Origin of the sequence: Vibrio intestinalis, from assembly GCF_025195085.2 — a bacterium.
In the GTDB taxonomy this organism is placed as follows: Bacteria; Pseudomonadota; Gammaproteobacteria; order Enterobacterales; family Vibrionaceae; genus Vibrio; species Vibrio intestinalis.
Genome location: NZ_JANAVY020000002.1, coordinates 83585 through 100100 on the forward strand (window position 1 = coordinate 83585; position 16516 = coordinate 100100).

Annotated in this window: 8 protein-coding genes and 1 pseudogene; 4 read left to right on the top strand and 5 right to left on the bottom strand. The window is 44.6% G+C overall.

Annotation, left to right across the window (positions count from 1 at the left end; all coding sequences use genetic code 11):
• The first annotated feature begins 29 nt into the window (after positions 1–29).
• Positions 30–1067, top strand: coding sequence for an FAD-binding oxidoreductase (locus MU515_RS04890; protein WP_260259256.1), 1038 nt, complete (start codon positions 30–32; stop codon positions 1065–1067).
• A 77-nt stretch (positions 1068–1144) separates the two neighbouring features.
• Here MU515_RS04890 and fadR read toward each other — a convergent pair whose 3' ends face one another.
• Positions 1145–1984, bottom strand: a complete 840-nt coding sequence (gene fadR / locus MU515_RS04895; protein WP_260259257.1) for a fatty acid metabolism transcriptional regulator FadR — start codon at positions 1982–1984, stop codon at positions 1145–1147.
• Between the two features lie 645 nt (positions 1985–2629).
• Here fadR and nhaB point away from each other — a divergent pair.
• Both nhaB and dsbB read left to right on the top strand, forming a co-directional pair.
• Positions 2630–4216 (top strand): Na(+)/H(+) antiporter NhaB, encoded by a 1587-nt coding sequence (nhaB, locus tag MU515_RS04900; RefSeq protein WP_260259258.1) that lies wholly within the window; start codon positions 2630–2632, stop codon positions 4214–4216.
• Between the two features lie 104 nt (positions 4217–4320).
• Positions 4321–4839 (top strand): disulfide bond formation protein DsbB, encoded by a 519-nt coding sequence (gene dsbB / locus MU515_RS04905; RefSeq protein WP_260259259.1) that lies wholly within the window; start codon positions 4321–4323, stop codon positions 4837–4839.
• A 208-nt stretch (positions 4840–5047) separates the two neighbouring features.
• On the opposite strand, the gene MU515_RS04910 is transcribed toward dsbB, so the two are convergent.
• Together MU515_RS04910 and lrp are read right to left on the bottom strand one after the other, a co-directional pair.
• Positions 5048–7936: a DNA translocase FtsK gene (locus MU515_RS04910; protein ID WP_260259260.1), complete on the bottom strand. Its 2889-nt coding sequence runs from the start codon at positions 7934–7936 to the stop codon at positions 5048–5050.
• A 267-nt stretch (positions 7937–8203) separates the two neighbouring features.
• Positions 8204–8698 carry a leucine-responsive transcriptional regulator Lrp gene (lrp, locus tag MU515_RS04915; RefSeq protein ID WP_260259261.1) on the bottom strand — a complete coding sequence of 165 codons (495 nt, stop codon included), beginning with the start codon at positions 8696–8698 and terminating at the stop codon, positions 8204–8206.
• 156 nt (positions 8699–8854) lie between these two features.
• Here lrp and ald point away from each other — a divergent pair, with 156 nt between their 5' ends.
• The gene (ald, locus tag MU515_RS04920) at positions 8855–9979 is read left to right on the top strand and encodes an alanine dehydrogenase (RefSeq protein ID WP_260259262.1); all 1125 of its coding nucleotides are present in this window, start codon (positions 8855–8857) and stop codon (positions 9977–9979) included.
• Between the two features lie 87 nt (positions 9980–10066).
• Here ald and MU515_RS04925 read toward each other — a convergent pair.
• Positions 10067–10654: pseudogene (locus tag MU515_RS04925) on the bottom strand (outer membrane beta-barrel protein); the annotation flags it as partial.
• A 95-nt stretch (positions 10655–10749) separates the two neighbouring features.
• Positions 10750–16506 carry an Ig-like domain-containing protein gene (locus MU515_RS04930; RefSeq protein WP_260259264.1) on the bottom strand — a complete coding sequence of 1919 codons (5757 nt, stop codon included), beginning with the start codon at positions 16504–16506 and terminating at the stop codon, positions 10750–10752.
• Positions 16507–16516 lie beyond the last annotated feature (10 nt).

Consider the following 16516-nt stretch of genomic DNA (forward strand, 5'->3'; position numbering starts at 1 on the left):
TTCGTCCCCTTCTTATTCGAGAAGATCGTATGAAATTTGAATGGCCGCAAGGTTTGCCAGCCACACTAACGTGCATCGATAAAATCCAAGAGACCGCCGATTGCTTCAGCATCAAGCTGAGTGCCAATAGCGGTGAGAGGTTCGATTTTAAACCGGGGCAATTTGTTAGCTTAGGCTTTGAGATAAATGGCAAAGTCGAATATCGCGCCTATTCCATCAGTTCATTGCCAGAGCAAGATTACCTGCAATTAACTATAAAGCGCGTTGATAGCGGTAAGGTATCCAACTACATCCTTGATAAGCTATCAATTGGCGATACGGTGCTTTGCCTTGCACCAACGGGCAATTTCAACTGTATCGACCATCCTGCGCGCAATGATAAGGCACTGCTGCTCAGTGCAGGTTGCGGCATTACTCCTGTTTACGCCATGGCGAAGCATTGGTTAGCTCAGCAAGTAAACATTGATATAGCGTTTGTGCATATAGCTCGCTCTGCAAGTGAAACTATTTACTTAGAAGAGTTGGCTCAACTTGATTCGCAGCATGCCAATTTTCACTTAAATCTGTTGCTAAAAGACGCCACAGACACACCATACCACCAAGGGCGTTTTGATGCGGATTGGTTAGTCAACTTGGCCGCCGATTATCAGCAAAGGACTGTGTATCTATGTGGGCCAGAGCAATTCATGCGCGACAGTAAAGGCTACTTAGAAGCACTGCAATTTGATATGAACGAGTTTTATCAAGAAAGCTTCACACCGATTGCAGAAGCGAATCAAAACCAAGAACATGTGCAAAACGACCAAGCCACTGTCACGGTCGAGAGCTTTGGCAAAACATTCCAAGCTCAGCATGGTGCGACCCTCGCCGATAGCTTAGAAGCAGAGCAACTCCCGATTATTATTGCTTGTCGCAGCGGTATCTGCGGCTCATGTAAATGCAAAGTGACCGATGGAAGCGTCAAGTCTTTAAGTGTCGGTCCGCTAAGTGCTGAAGAGGTAGAGCAAGGTTATGTACTCGCCTGCTCTTCTACCATTGAAGGGGATTTAGCGCTCGAACTGAGCTAAGCGCAGAGTAAACAAAAAGCCCATCAAGTGATGGGCTTTAATCTGTTCAACTCAACAGTAACGACTTTGCAGAGTAATTAGCTATCGTCTTCCGTAAAGTTGGTTGGCAATGTGGTCTTCATCTGATTCCAAATCTGAGCACTTTCTACGCCGTAGTTGCGCACGACAACTGGAATCTGCTCGCGGTTACCTGATTCACAAACCTCAAGCAAATCACGGTAGAATTTAAGTGCCAAATCACGAGCTTCTGGCTTCGAGAAATAGTAGCTACCTACGCGATCATACAGTTTTTTAAGACCATTGAAGATTAGGCCGTAAATTTGGTTGCCTGAGTGGAAGGCTAAGCGTTGGAACAACATGTAATCGTAGAAGTTAAATGTTTTCGCTACTAACGTTGATTGACGCTTAATAGGATCTTTTTCACCGTCATCTTTAATATGCTGTTTAATCTTGTCTGCGTATGGAGACGATTCCATAAATGCATCCCAAGACTCTGCAGCTAATAACGCCTCACACGATTCAATGACACCAATAATGGTTCTTTCAGCATTTTCTTTGTTCGCTTTAAATGCATAACGCATGAAAATTGGGCTGATATTTGTACGTGCTGCAAGCAAATCTTCCACGATTGAGGTTGCGTTGTCTGCATCTAACGTCATCAAAGTATCCAAAATGTGTAAACCTGAGGTTTCCATGAATTGGTTTACTTTGGTTGGTTTGCCATGCTGAATTGTTAACCAACCGTCACGCGCTAGACGCTGTAATACTTCTCGTAATGTGGTGCGAGTAACACCAATAAGTTCTGAAAGCTCTCTTTCTGCTGGAAGAATTGAACCTGGAGGGAAGCGCCCTTTCCAAATACTCTCGATAATGTATTTTTCCGCAAATCCTGCAGGGCTCTTTGCCTTAATGACCATTAAATTGTGTCCGTATATTCTAGTTATAGGGGGATCAGATAAACTCATCATACCACTACTTATAACGCATCGGAAACAAACCTACAGTAAACTCCTCGCAAAATTATACTAGAGTAATAACACTAATTTAAAAGGAACGTTTGCCTTCTCGATAAGGTAAGGCAAAGTGAATAAATCCATAATTTAGTAGAATCCGCTTAAACACACCGCCCATAAATAAAGCCCCAACAGTAAAAACTAAGTTTTTATAAATGCAAAAATAATATGTCATTTACCTTCATATATAACTCATAAGTTATCTTATTCTCTGCTTTCAGTTCGGCTGAGGTATATAATGGATTTTTTTACAACTATCATGTTATGCTAACCCAACTTTGATCGCGTTTTTAATCTAAAACTCAGTAAGCATTTTATCAATATAAACATAATGATTGACTAAATTGCTTCGAAGAGTAGAGTGGCGACCAAAGTAACGGAGTGCTTGTCTTTCTCAGGGAGTGACTTGGCAAGGCCACATCACATTTCACGTAATGTTGTTTTTCTAAGTCGCTGTTGATTCGGGTTGTATCTAATAATTAATCGCCGATAAACGGATACAAGCACACGAAGTGTCTATTCGTAACAACATTTAAGAGTAATTTGATCATGCCGATGTCACTCGGAAACGCATTTATCAAGAACTTCCTTGGTAAAGCACCAGACTGGTATAAAGTTCTAATCATCGCTTTTCTAGTCATCAACCCTATTGTTTTCTTCTTCGTCGACCCATTTGTTGCAGGTTGGCTACTCGTTGCAGAGTTCATCTTTACCCTCGCGATGGCGCTTAAATGCTATCCTCTACAACCTGGTGGTTTACTCGCTATTGAAGCCATCGCCATAGGCATGACATCCCCCGAGCAAGTTAAACATGAATTAGTGGCTAACATCGAAGTACTGCTATTACTAGTCTTCATGGTTGCTGGTATCTACTTCATGAAGCAGTTGCTGCTATTTATCTTCACTAAGATACTGCTCGGCATCCGCTCTAAGATTCTATTGTCCGTTGCATTCTGTTTTGCTGCGGCATTCCTATCTGCTTTCCTTGATGCACTGACGGTTATCGCGGTTGTAATCAGCGTGGCAGTAGGTTTCTACTCGATTTACCACAAAGTGGCTTCCGGTAACCCAATTGGTGACCATGACCACACTCAAGATGGCAGCATCTCTGAGCTGACCCGTGACGACCTAGAAAACTACCGCGCATTCCTACGCTCGCTACTTATGCACGCAGGTGTGGGTACCGCACTAGGTGGTGTAACCACTATGGTTGGTGAACCACAAAACCTTATCATTGCAGACCAAGCAGGTTGGCTATTCGGTGAGTTCCTACTGCGTATGGCGCCAGTGACGTTGCCAGTTTTCTTCTGTGGTCTAATTACTTGTGCTTTAGTTGAGAAATTCAAAGTATTCGGTTACGGCGCGCAACTGCCTGACGCAGTACGTAACATCCTAGTTGAGTTCGATAAAGAAGAACGTAAGACTCGTACTAATCAAGACGTGGCTAAACTTTGGGTTCAAGGTTTCATCGCCGTTTGGCTGATTGCCGCTCTAGCCCTTCACTTAGCGGCAGTTGGTCTAATCGGTCTTTCAGTTATCATCCTTGCGACTGCATTCACTGGCGTAATCGAAGAGCACTCAATGGGTAAAGCGTTTGAAGAAGCGCTGCCGTTTACTGCCTTACTTGCTGTGTTCTTCGCTGTGGTTGCGGTAATCATCGACCAAGAGCTATTTAAGCCAGTTATCGACGCAGTATTAGCAGTTGAAGATAAAGGCACCCAGCTAGCGATGTTCTACGTAGCAAATGGCCTGCTCTCGATGGTATCGGATAACGTATTCGTAGGTACGGTTTACATCAACGAAGTAAAATCGGCTCTTATTGATGGCATGATTACTCGTGACCAATTTGACCTGCTTGCAGTCGCTATCAACACAGGTACCAACTTACCTTCAGTTGCAACGCCAAACGGCCAAGCTGCTTTCCTATTCCTACTAACGTCAGCTCTAGCACCGTTAATTCGTCTGTCTTACGGCCGCATGGTGATTATGGCGTTGCCATACACTATCGTGCTTGCACTAGTGGGCTTAGCGGGCATTATGTTCTTCCTAGAGCCTGCAACTGCATGGCTATATGACGCGGGTTGGATTTCACATCACGTTGGAGATGTGAGCCACGCCGTATCAGGTGGCCATTAATTTCGCTTGATTAGGAAACTAATCCAAGATAAAAAGCTCTAAAAGGCCATAGCCCCTTTTGGAGCTTTTTTATTTTTACTAGAACAACCAGGGAAACAGGAATAGTGAACTTTCTTCAAACGCTTAAAGCGTTTTCTCAACGTCGTCTGTCATGGGCACTTCTTCTTGGCTTTATTGTCTTCTTCGAGCTTTGCGCGCTCGGCTTTCAACACCTAATGCTATTACCGCCGTGCGTGATGTGTATCTATGAGCGTGTGGCAATGATGGGTATTGGCGGAGCCGCTGTAATCGGCCTTATTGCACCGAACAACCCTATCGCGCGCTGGCTTGGCCTTGCAGCATGGGGCGCTAGTGCCTACAAAGGCTTAGCCCTGTCGATGCAGCATGTGGATTACCAATTCAACCCGTCTCCGTTTGCGACCTGTGATTTGTTTGTCACCTTCCCTGATTGGGCACCATTGAACCAATGGGCACCTTGGATGTTCGAAGCCTACGGTGATTGCTCTAAAGTCGTGTGGCAGTTCTTAGGCCTATCGATGCCGCAGTGGCTTGTGGTTATCTTTGCAGCCAACCTAGTCGCGCTAGCGGGCATCGTGATTGCTCAGTTTGTGAAAAGCAAATAGCTCTCAACCTACTGATTTAGAAAGCTGGCGAATAAGCCAGCTTTTTTGTAGCTGCTGTTTCTACATGCGCCAAATTGAACCTTTCCGCTGAAGCATCAAAACAGATTAGAACCGCACTACTCCACAAGCTTTCCCCTAAATACAGACACAAAAAAACGCAGGTGTTCAACCTGCGTTTACGTCTATATGGACTATGCAAAACAGTAGATTAATTCATATCTCTACCGGGAGCTGGTGCAAGCACCTCACGGTTACCGTTATGGCCTGGAGCACTCACGATACCTTGCGCTTCTAGCTGCTCTACAATACGCGCTGCACGGTTGTAACCAATCTTAAAGCGACGTTGAACACCTGATACTGAGCCACGACGCGATTGCACTACGTGCTCAACAACTTGGTCAAACAATGGGTCCATATCTTCATCGCCTTCCGGTTTCTCACCCGGTAGCAATCCTTCTGGCCCTTGGTCACCATTAGTAATCTCTTCAATGTAATTCGGCTTACCACGTGCTTTCCAGTTGTTTACTACCGCATGAACATCATCATCCGAAGCAAACGCACCGTGTACACGCTCTGTATGGCTAGAACCCGGCGGAAGATACAGCATATCACCCATACCAAGCAGTGATTCAGCACCGCCTTGGTCTAGAATAGTGCGCGAGTCAGTCTTAGTTGAAACCGTAAACGCCACACGAGTTGGGATGTTTGCTTTAATTAGGCCTGTAATCACATCCACCGATGGACGCTGGGTCGCGAGAATCAAGTGAACCCCAGCCGCACGCGCTTTTTGCGCCAAGCGAGCAATCAGTTCTTCAACCTTCTTACCCACCACCATCATAAGATCAGCGAACTCATCCACAACCACAACAATGTATGGCAGTTTTTCCAATAATGGCGGCTCTTGATCCATACTATCGCCCGGTTGCCATAGAGGGTCGTGAATTGGGTGCCCCGCTTCTGCGGCCATCTTCAACTTATCATTAAAGCCTTTGATGTTACGTACACCAAGCGCAGACATTAGCTTGTAACGGCGTTCCATCTCGCCCACACACCAACGCAGCGCGTTCGATGCGTCTTTCATATCCGTAACTACTTCTGACAACAAGTGTGGGATACCTTCGTAAATAGAAAGCTCCAACATTTTCGGGTCAATCATGATGAAACGCAGATCTTCTGGAGAAGCTTTATAAAGCATACTCAGGATCATGACGTTCACACCCACCGATTTACCCGAACCTGTGGTACCCGCAACCAATACGTGTGGCATCTTAGCGATATCCGCGATCACGGCTTCACCCGCGATATCTTGGCCTAAAACCACTGTGGTTGGCGACTTAGCATCAATAAATTTCTGACTACCGACCACATCCGAGAAGTAAACAGTCTGACGGCTCATATTCGGCAACTCAAGACCGATATACGGCTTGCCCGGAATAACTTCAACCACACGCACCGCCATTGCTGAAAGCGAGCGTGCTAAGTCCATCGACAAGCTAGAAATACGGCTTACCTTTACACCCGGCGCAAGATCAAGCTCAAAACGTGTAATCACAGGACCAGGGAAGATATCCACCACCGTCGCCTGAATTTTGTAGTCAGCAAGTTTAGATTCAACTAAACGAGCGATCCCTTCAAGCGCTTCACGATCAATAAAGTTTTCACGCTTTTCAGGGTGGTACAGCAGATCCAATGTAGGAAGAGGCTCTGCAGGCTTAGGCAGATTAACCTCTTGCTGTACCAAGAATGGATTTTGCGATGCAGCAACGTTAGCTTGCGCTTCTGCGACAATATTTTGGAACGCTTCTACATCTTGATCCTGTGCTGTCGCTGCTTCTGAAGATTCTGATTGTTGCTCTTCCTCGACAGCAGGCACTGCAATTTCAGCTTCGACTATTTCGGGCTCTGCAACGCTTAGGTCACCGACCACTGGTTCAACATGTTGTGACGGTTCCACTTGAGTAGAAATACTTTCTAATACCGCCTCATCAATAAGTGGTTCACTTTCAGCCCAAGGTAAATCGCTCGCTGACACTTGCTCGGTTTCAGGCTGTTCTACTTGTGCACTTTCTACTACGGCTTCAGATGCAGGTATCACGACTTCTTCCGCATGCTCAGCGTAATCATCAACGCTCAATGCATCGGCTTCAAGCTGTTCTATCGTCGCACCCAACTGACGGTTACGCTCCGATTCTGGCTCAGCACCTTCATAGTGGTATTCAACTTGAGATTCGACTGGTTGAGAAACTTGCTCTGCAACCGCTTGAGTTGGTTCAGCGTGCACAGGGGCTGTTTGCTCAACTGGCGCTTGAGGCATATGAATATTGTAATGACGCTTAGTTTCGTCAGCTTGAACCGGCTCTGCTGGTGTTGGTGTTGGTGTCGCCACTGGTTTTGGCGCAGCAGGCTCAGGTTGAGGAATGGTTAACTCTGGCTCAAGCATTTCATCTTGCTCACCTCGAATGCGATTGAACAGCGCCGTCACCGCTTTAATCGCAGTCGCACCGAGCCAATCCACAATCGTCAGCCAAGAAACACCAGTTAACAGAGTTAAGCCAGCGCCCCAAAGAAACAATAAAACAAGAGTAGTGCCCAACACATTCAGTGTCGGTAACGCTAAGCTTGTTAGTACATCCCCGATGACACCACCGGATGAAAAGTACCAAATGTCATCAAAGTTAATATCAGCGAGTGCGCAACTGGTCAGAATAAGAATTGCGAGCCCCAATAAGCGGGTGCCCCACAGCATGAAGTCGAGAGGTTCATCTTCACCGCGTTTTCTAAATAGCACCCATGCCGTCGCTGTCAGTACAAATGGAAGTGTGTAAGCCAAAGAACCAAAGGAAAAGAATAAGGTATCCGCTAGCCATGCGCCCACCATGCCGCCAGCATTGGAAATATTGCCGCCCCAAGCAGTTTGTGACCACGACGGATCAGCCGGGCTAAAGGTTAATAAAGCGATATAGAGCAAAATCGAAGCGAGCACCGCAACAATGAAGGTACACTCTTTTAGCCTCTGTGGGCCATTGAGACGGGAAGACTGAGGCTCTTCACCCGTTTTTATAATTGTTTCTACTTTATTGTTGTTCTTCTTGAACATATCCAACTTGTCTTCTCTGGTCCTAATCTACTGGTTGAGCTGCGTAGATCGGAGTTAAAAAAATAGTCCGAGCAGCGCAGGCTGCCCGGACTATAGATTTAACCATATCAAAGGTAAAAACCCAATTGTCTAACGTCAGAATATCGAAAGGGATTCCACCTCTGATACCTTTTGTTGCCTATGACTGAGCAAAGCTACCGCAAAAGAGTCTGCGAGAAGACAAAAACTGCCTTCATCGGCAAAGTTATGCAGCTCTGCTGTCAAAAATTATCGAGTCTTAATTACCAATTGGTTTGTTTGTTTGACTTCTTCCATAACCACGTATGTACGAGTGTCGTTTACACCCGGTAGACGCAATAGTGTGTCACCAAGTAGCTTACGATATGCACCCATATCTGATACGCGCGTTTTTAATAGGTAGTCAAAATCACCTGAAACTAGATGGCACTCTTGAATGTCATCAAGTTTTTGTACCGCGGTGTTGAACTGTTCGAACACGTCTGGCGCACCACGATTTAACGTAATTTCAACAAATACGAGTAGTGACGCATCAAGATATTGCGGGTTCAGCAAAGCTGTGTAACCCGTAATGTAGCCCTGACGTTCTAAACGACGAACACGCTCCAAACACGGCGTCGGCGAAAGGCCCACACGCTTTGATAGTTCTACGTTTGAAATACGACCGTCTTTCTGTAATTCATTCAGAATATTTCTGTCAATACGGTCTAGATCCTTGGACGGCTTCTTATTGTTGTCTGCCATTTTTTATTCCACCTTATTACTTCCTTGCAAAAAAATATACTACATCTTTTTAATATTTAGCATCAAATGTTAAACATTTAACTCTATACTAGATATTAATTCGACAATACTACCCTACACATAGTCAATACAACCAAAATAAAATGAGGAGTCAGGATGATCATTGGCGTACCTAAGGAAATCAAAAACCACGAGTACCGCGTAGGCATGATCCCAGCTAGCGTTCGCGAGCTAGTGTCTCAAGGCCACCAAGTTTTTGTTGAAACCCAAGCCGGCACGGGCATTGGATTCTCAGACGACGATTACGTCGCTGTAGGCGCATCCATTCTTCCTACTGCTGCTGACGTTTTTGCGAAAGCAGAAATGATTGTTAAGGTCAAAGAACCTCAAGCTGTCGAGAGAGCCATGCTCAAAGAGGGGCAAATATTATTTACGTATTTGCACCTAGCACCAGATTTTCCACAAACTGATGAGCTAATCAAGAGCAAAGCTGTCTGTATAGCCTATGAGACTGTAACAGATAATATGGGTCGCTTGCCACTACTTGCTCCAATGTCTGAAGTTGCAGGTCGCATGTCTATCCAAGCTGGCGCGCAAACTTTAGAGAAGTCTCATGGCGGCCGAGGCCTGCTACTAGGCGGTGTGCCGGGGGTTGAGCCTGCTAAAGTCGTCGTTGTTGGCGGTGGTGTCGTGGGTGCAAATGCAGCTCGAATGGCAGTCGGTATGAGAGCAGATGTAACGATTCTCGACCGAAATATTGACACGCTTCGCAAATTGGACGAAGAGTTCCAAGGCCGTGCAAAAGTTGTTTATTCAACAGAAGATGCTATCGAAAAGCATGTTCTTGATGCAGATCTAGTGATTGGAGCTGTTCTAATCCCGGGGGCAGCAGCGCCGAAATTGGTGACGAAAGAGCACATCGCGAAAATGAAACCAGGCGCAGCTGTGGTTGATGTAGCGATTGACCAAGGTGGCTGTTTTGAAACCTCTCACGCGACAACACACGCTGATCCAACCTACATCGTTGATGACGTGGTGCACTACTGCGTAGCTAACATGCCAGGCGCGGTTGCACGAACTTCTACCTTCGCTCTTAACAACGCAACGCTTCCTTACATCGTGAAACTGGCAAATAAAGGCTATAAAGCTGCCCTACTCGACGATCACGGCTTCCTAGAAGGCCTAAACGTGATTCACGGTAAAGTGACATGTAAAGAAGTGGCTGAAAGCTTCGACCTAGAATACGTTGACCCTGCAGACGCGATTGCGATGTTCAACTAATTGTCTTCAACAGATATTGAATCATATTCAAAAAAAACGCCAAGCTATATTATGCTTGGCGTTTAGTTGATTAGAAATTAAAATCGATCACCAATTAAATTGATAGGCTATGTTGAACGCCACTAAATGGTTTTGAGTTTGATCCATTTTGGTTGTATCCCAGCTCAATTCAACCGCCCAACCCTCACTCAAGTGATAACTTAATCCGGCACCTAACAACAAATCAGTTCCAGATTTATCACTCTTTAAATCGACTAGCTCTAAATCAGATGCCCAGTTCATTAAACCAATACGCCCTGTAACCGTCCAATTATCAGACAATTCGTAACTAGGCTTTAGCGCAATGCTCATTCCATGCCCTGCAGTCGGCATTGCATCTAATAGCGCGCGTTCCCCACCACTAGATAATGTATTCAGATCGACACTGCTCGCACCAAAATCTAAGTAGCCTAGTTCTAGCGCTACGTGATGATATAACTGCCAGCCAAGCCAAAGGCTATAACCAACACTTTGAGTATCGAATATATTAATGTCTGCTGAATGCCCTTGATTCACAAGAGCGCTATTTACATCCGCTACCGACACGCCTAATTGTGTCGCAACACCAAAGCCAGTCGAAACATAATACACCTCTCTCTCTGCATGTTCGATCTGCTCTGCCATTGCAGAAAAAGGAAGACATAAACATAAATAGAGAGGAGCGAATAATTTATTTTTTCATTGATTTACCTATGAAGGCGAACCGAAGAAGGTTCGCCAAAGCCATGTATTTATGCTGCTAATTTCTTTAGGTGCTTACGACGCGACCACCCTACACCGCCTAACAAAACTAGTACCATGGTGCCGATTGAACCTCCTGATGTGGCTTTTGAGCCACCATTGTCTGGTGTAGGCTCAACCAATCTAGGTTCAACGACAGCTACGAGTGCTCTAGCGCTCGCTGGTGCACCATCGGTATCCTCAATTGAATAAGTGATTTCTACAGAGCCAATTTGGTTCGTTGCTGGTGTATATAGAAGGCTCATCCCATCAGGTTGTACTTCCACATTACCTAAGTTAGCTGATGCTGATGTGATAATAACTTGACCTTCGGCATCTTCGTCATTCACCAAGACATTCAACTCTTGTTCTTCATTTAGGTAGACCACAAAGCTATCTTCATTCGCAACCGGCAAGGTGTTACCCGATAAAGCAATAGCAACGCCACCTGGATCAACCACAGTGCCATTAGCAATGCCATCCGCATCATTCAACCCGCCATCTTTAATGATCAGTTGCACACACCAGTCGCCCTTATTTAAACCCAATGTCCAACCTGAATTTGCCGACTCAGGGTTACCCGGAGGTGGACAGTAACCCGGCTCACCTGGTGCTGAAGATAGGTAACCATGAACAATCACATTCCCTTCAGGATCAGTATTTCCATCTTTATCCTGCTCTTCAAAGTCTACCCAGCCCCAATCATCAGCGATACGTTTGTACTTGGCATACTTAGCGTCCTCAGGGATTGGGTTCACTTGTGGAATAACAATACTTGCGTAATCCCCAGGTTGTTTAAGGCCAGTAATGACAAAGTCAAACACACCACCAATATTTGGGTTATGACTATCAGACTTCAGTTCATCGTGCTCAATATCTAGTTCTAAGCCACCGTGATGGTTATTGGCTACCGTGATACCTTTACGCAAACATAGTCCCGCCTCTGCTTCGACTAAATACCCATCAGCAATCTCCGCTCGCTCTTGCATAACATTACATTCCGCAATCGCATCTTGGAAATCTGGCACTCCGTCTTTATCGCTATCAGCATACCCTTCTTCACTATCTGGAATCGAATCACCATCCGAGTCTTTGAGAGGGTCAAGTGCCTCTAGTCCTTTACGTACTTCTATAAATACTTCATGTTCTGTAGTGAATTTTGTTCCCTCAACTTCCATATTGACATCAACAGTTACTTTAACCACTTCTGCCTCTTCCCCTGATAATGATGGAGTGAACACAAAAGTATCGGATGATTCAGGCGGTGCCACACTGCCTTCTAACTTCCATTCGAAACCATAGGTTGCTGCGTCCATTTTATTGTCCACTGACGCGGTAATGGTCACATCACCGCCAGCAACATCTACCACCTGACGCTCAATACTATTTTGCATAACCACTGAAGACACTTCTGGTGCCATCGCAGCTTCTTGAAGCGTGAGCGCGAACGTCGCTTTATCACCTTTATTGACCCCGTCACCCAGTACAACCTCTATAGTCGACACTTCTTGGGTAAAGTAAGCTAGTTCTGTACTCAACAATTCAATAGAACCCGTTGTGCCCTCAAAAATAATTAAATCAGGTTGAGCTTCACCGTTGATTGCGTAAGGAACAAATACCGGATAATAAGGGGCTTCACCGTTGAGTAGCACTTCAACAACATAGCTACTTTGATCTTGTTGAATCACCGCATCCTTAGGCAAAGAAACCAGGGGATGCACGCGAACCGTTTGAGTCTCAATCGATTCTCGCCCCTCCTCATCTACCGCTTTCCATTGCACTTTGTTGGTGCCCGGAGCAAATAACGTTACACCATCCACCAAAGACACTGGCAATGTGTTACCTGATGAATCCGTTGCACTAGGGGTACCTAAATCCACCTTAGTAAATAGCGCATCGGCATTAACTTCGACATCGGCAGGCACTTCGATAACTGGCAGTAAAACATCGTTGCGAACAATGATTAGCTCCACCGTTGCTGAATCTTTTAATGACTCATGTCCTGTCGATTGCTTAACTGTTAGCTCTTCAGGCCAAACCACCTCAAGAAAGTACTCAATGACTACTTCTTTTACTGAGCTGTCTAATACCAATTCCAATTGGTTTCCGTTAATTTCAACACGGCCATGGTTTGTTGTAGCGGACACAATTTTAGGCTCGGAACCTTTTGGATAAACATCATTAGCCATCACATCAAGCACGTAGCGTTCAGAATCGACACTAACAAGCTCTATACTGTCATCCTGACCAGACAGCTCCGAGACCTGAACTTCAATATCAAAAGTTAAACTGTCTGATAGTCCACCTTCATCGGTAACGGTCAGCGTAATTGAGGAGTAACTACCTATATCTTGATAGATCGGAGTACCCGAAAGCTGTCCGGTTTCATCATTAAAGGCTAGCCATTCCGGTTTGTTATTAATCGTAAAGGTATGACTATCATTTATATCCACATCAGAGATAGTTGGAATGAAATGATACGCTTCATCTTGCAGCACCGTTGACGTTGGGCTATTACTTATTTCAGGTGCGTCATTGACATTGCGTACCGTAATATTAAACGCTGGGAGTGCGTCCGTCAGGCCAGTGCTATCTCGAACCGAGATAACGATGCCAGAGAGAGATGTGACATCACCGTTTTTCGGTGTGCCGGTTAACTCACCGGTTTTCTCATTAAATGTCGCCCACGATGGTTTATATTGAATTGCGAATTCATGAGTATCGGATGCATCGGCGTCAACGACTGTTGGTTTAAAGTAATAAATTGCACCTTGATCAATAGTTGTAGCAGGAGTACCGGAGATAACTGGTGCGTCATCAACTGAATGAATCGTGACAACAATGCTGTTGGTTGCGAGAATACGATCTGTCGCTGATTTAGACTTTGAAGCATCTAAAACTGTATAAGTAAAGCTATCGCTGCCATTAACATTCGAATTTGGCGTATAAGTAACGACCGAACCGCTAAGTGTAAGCGAGCCTACACTCGCCCCCTCTACGATGTACTCTAAGTTGTCACCATCGAGCTCTGTCACTAGTGTAGACAAGTCCAAGGCTGCTGAGGCATCTTCATTGACTACCAATGTGCCATCATTACCGATAGGCGCATCATCTACGGGACTAACTCTCAGAGTCATTGTCGCTAAATCTGCTTTTTCAGCATGATCATCTTCTACATCCACCTCTACGGTCGACTCACCGTAAAAGTTGAGTGAAGGGGTATATTGTACTGATTTGAGAGCTTCAATTACTTCGTCTAAATCACCAGTAATTGTAATAATTTTCTTTTTCCTTTCTCCATTCTCTTCCAGAAAACGTATTTTTACGTCAACGAAATTAGATTCGATTACTTGTAGATTTCCTGATGAGATATCACTATGAATTAACGTTGCCTTTCCTGGTTCATATAAAGAGTCTGGATCCTTAACAGCCAGTTTGTTAGTTATAACATTTGATGCATTTGCGTCTTCTAAAATAGATAGATCATCCCCCAACCAACGGTTAGTTTGAAATTCACTTACCATCAATTCGGTCGGAGAAGCTTCGTCTAGAATGATACCATATAGTTCACTGCTGCTATTCGAGGTCAGACTGATCTCGGAAACAAGCTGTTCAGGCTCCAAGTTTATATAGCTCTGAGTAAAATTAATGAAAGAATTATAACGATCATCCCACTTTTTGACTTGTCCAATTTGATCTGACTTTAGAACATACGATAAATATACTTCACCTTGAGTATCAGTACTAATATGTCCACTATAAGCTCCATTAACAGTACTACCCTGGATCGCATTCCCTGTTATCGTTTTCAGATCTAGACTAGGGCTAGACTCACTTCCAGATTCGGCTAGCATTAAGATCTTGTCGTTAGAAAAAACCCACATTTTGACAGTAGTTTCTTTATACATTATGGGTCTTTGTGACCAACTAGAATCTCTAAATGAATATAAAAATGTAGTGTGTAAATCTCGAGAGTCTAATTGCAAAATTGCTAAGTGTAAGTCACCTGTCGGTGAAATCTGCAAATCTAAATGGTAAGCCGGGCGTTTATGATTATCGTGTTCATCGGTAATATAGCGCTCTGCCACCGCATCACTCCAAGTTCCATTGAACTTTTTGATTGCCATCTTATCGCTTGTGGTAAAGTAAGCCAGATATAAACTTCCATCATGACTATCAATACTTACAACATGCTCATTACCAGAAGATATAAAATCGGTTAACATTCTATCCCAGCCAGCTTCGACACTGACCCCATACTCAACCCTGTTATCTTCACCGATCAACGAATAGTGGTATTTACCTGAGTCATCGACAATAAAATCAAATGTGCCAATTTTGTAGTCATCAGTAGTAGTTGTAAATTCTCCTTGAGTAACCCAAGCATTTTCAATCAAAAACTGAACATTAATCGTACCTGCTTGACTAATAGCAATAACCGCTGGATACCCCTCTTTTGAAGTAAATGAATAGTTTTTATCTATTTGATATGAATCAGGATAAGTTAAGCTAGGGCTTTCTGATAACCACTCCTCCGTCTGGAGCTGGGGCGCATCATTAACAGGCGAGACATCAACTGTCACCAATGCAGGCTCAGAATCTACTGTGCCATCATTCACCACAAATTCAAACGTGTCTTGACCGTTGAAATCTTGATTCGGTGTGTAAGTTACGACGTTTTCGATAAGCGTGATACTACCAGAGGTGGGCTGAGTAGAAATGGCGTATGTGAGAGTATCACCATCTACATCACCGCCAATTAAGCTAACCTCTACAGAGGAGTCCTCACTAAGTGTTACATTATTTGGCCCTATAGCAACAGGCGCTTCATTAGGTAACACTATAAACGTTGGGTAGTTATTGCTCTCGATTTTCCAAATCGAATCAAAATCCCACCCTATATTTGTGTAAGTAGACTGAGTCTGCATGTTGGCCGTTGACATCGGCAACTCATCACCTACGGCTGAGTTATACCCAGAGGTATCACTATCGAAGAGTGAGTTATTGATTACGCCTTTAGAAACACCTATCAAACCTCCCGCTTTGTAAAGCGCAGTGTCAACGGCACCAGTGCTGTAAATATTGTTGATTATTGAAGGTGCTCTTGCCTCACCAATAGCACCACCGGCATATTGGCTATATTGTGATGTCCCACTGATTGAAGCTGATGAGTAGCTATTTTCAATGCTGCCTGATTCTATTAAGCCTAATAGGCCTCCGATATAATAATACCCGGCAACTGATCCTGTGGTAGCTACCCTCTCGATACGACCGAAACTCTTTCCTGCGAGTATCCCTGCGACCTGACCCGAAGTAATATCTGCATTAGAGATCATTAAATTCTTGATCTCTGCTTCAGTGCCAATTGTCGAAAAAAAGCCCCCTACGTAAAGATCAGTATCATTAATAGTCAGGCCATCCACCTTATGGAGCTTTCCGTCATAGGAGCCCGTAAAGTACGTAGATTTATCCCCTATAGGGTCCCACCCTTTCGATTCATTCCAAGAAGCGGTCTCAGACGCATCAATATCCGCAGTCTGCACGTAGTACTCATCCCAAGCAGCGGGGGTTTCACTTAACCAACGCAGCTCGGCAAGATTACTAATTAAGCAAGGGTTAATGTCAATACAAGCGCCATCCGTCCACTCCACACCGCTTGGAGTTGATGGTGTAGACTTAACGGTTTCTGTTGCTGCATAAATATGTTGAGAATAGATACTCGCGAGGGTGAGTGTCAAAATAGGAATTTTGAGCAAAGGCTTCATCATAGCGCACCAT

Excerpts from the sequence above, each read along its gene's own strand:
- ald (WP_260259262.1), top strand. The coding sequence starts at position 8,855 with ATGATCATTGGCGTACCTAAGGAAATCAAAAACCACGAGTACCGCGTA.
- fadR (WP_260259257.1), bottom strand. The coding sequence starts at position 1,984 with ATGGTCATTAAGGCAAAGAGCCCTGCAGGATTTGCGGAAAAATACATT.
- lrp (WP_260259261.1), bottom strand. The coding sequence starts at position 8,698 with ATGGCAGACAACAATAAGAAGCCGTCCAAGGATCTAGACCGTATTGAC.
- MU515_RS04930 (WP_260259264.1), bottom strand. The coding sequence starts at position 16,506 with ATGATGAAGCCTTTGCTCAAAATTCCTATTTTGACACTCACCCTCGCG.
- MU515_RS04910 (WP_260259260.1), bottom strand. The coding sequence starts at position 7,936 with ATGTTCAAGAAGAACAACAATAAAGTAGAAACAATTATAAAAACGGGT.
- MU515_RS04890 (WP_260259256.1), top strand. The coding sequence starts at position 30 with ATGAAATTTGAATGGCCGCAAGGTTTGCCAGCCACACTAACGTGCATC.
- nhaB (WP_260259258.1), top strand. The coding sequence starts at position 2,630 with ATGCCGATGTCACTCGGAAACGCATTTATCAAGAACTTCCTTGGTAAA.